Here is a 968-nt window from a genome sequence, read left to right on the forward strand (position 1 = left end):
TCACCCCACGGCGGAGAGCCCGTTCCGCCAGGCCGGAAGCAGCTCGTCGAGGAGGGCCTCGGTCCGCGGCGGCAGCCCCCGCGCCCCGCTCCGCGCGAGGAGATCGGCGGCGACCTGCTGAAGCCGGGCCGGGTCGTCGAGGGCGTGCGTGGCCCGCAGCAGCTCGTTCCAGAGCCGCTCGTCGCGCGGCGCGGAGCCGAGCGCCGCGTTGAGCGCCTCGATCGCCTTCTCCGCCCGCCCCTTCTCCAGGTGGAACTCCGACAGGGCGAGCCCGATGTCGGCCACCAGGAGCGGGAGCTGCGCGTCGATGATCTCGTGCGTGAGCCAGGCGTACCGGCCCTGCTGACGGTCGGCGAGCAGCGGTCCCCGTACGAGCACCAGCGCGTCGGTCAGCATCCGGCCGCGCACGGCACGGTTGTCCGCGCCGCGGCCCTGCGTCGCCTCGTGGTAGAGCGAGCGCAGCACGTCCAGGTCGGAGACGACGGACTTGGCGAGGGTGAGCCGCCCGCTCTGCTCGGCCCGCAGCCGGGGCGAGCCGTCGGGGTCGCTGCCGAGCCACTCGCGCAGCCGGTCCACGAGCGCGTCCCGTACGTCGTCGGTGACGCCCCGGGGCCACAGCGCCGAGGCGAGCACCCGAGGGTGCACGCCCTCGCGGTGCAGGAGCAGCAGGGCGAGGGCCTCGTGCAGCAGCGGGCTGCGCTCGCCGTCGGGGGCGTCGAGGCCGATGATCTCGTACGTGCCGACGAGGCGCGCGTAGACCGCGGGCCGCCCCTGCTCGGTGACGTCGACGAGGAACGGCGGGGCGGCGGCGCCGGAGCCGTCGCCGGGCCCGGGGGTGCCCTCCGGGTCGGCCTCGGTGAAGAGGCGGACCACGGCCTGCCGCTGTGCCTCGGGCAGCGTCTGGGCCGCCAGTTCCAGGCCGAGCAGCGGGGCGAGGAGCTTGCCCTCGCGGGTGATCTCCATCTCCC

The 968-nt window shown here is 75.9% G+C and carries 1 protein-coding gene; it reads right to left on the reverse strand.

Going from position 1 to position 968, the window contains the following annotated elements; translation table 11 throughout:
- The coding region (locus AB8Z36_RS41265) for an AfsR/SARP family transcriptional regulator (RefSeq protein ID WP_369218465.1) at nt 1–968 on the reverse strand (968 nt) is incomplete at its 5' end.

The organism is Streptomyces flavofungini, from assembly GCF_041028215.1.
GTDB classification, from domain to species: Bacteria; Actinomycetota; Actinomycetes; order Streptomycetales; family Streptomycetaceae; genus Streptomyces; species Streptomyces flavofungini_B.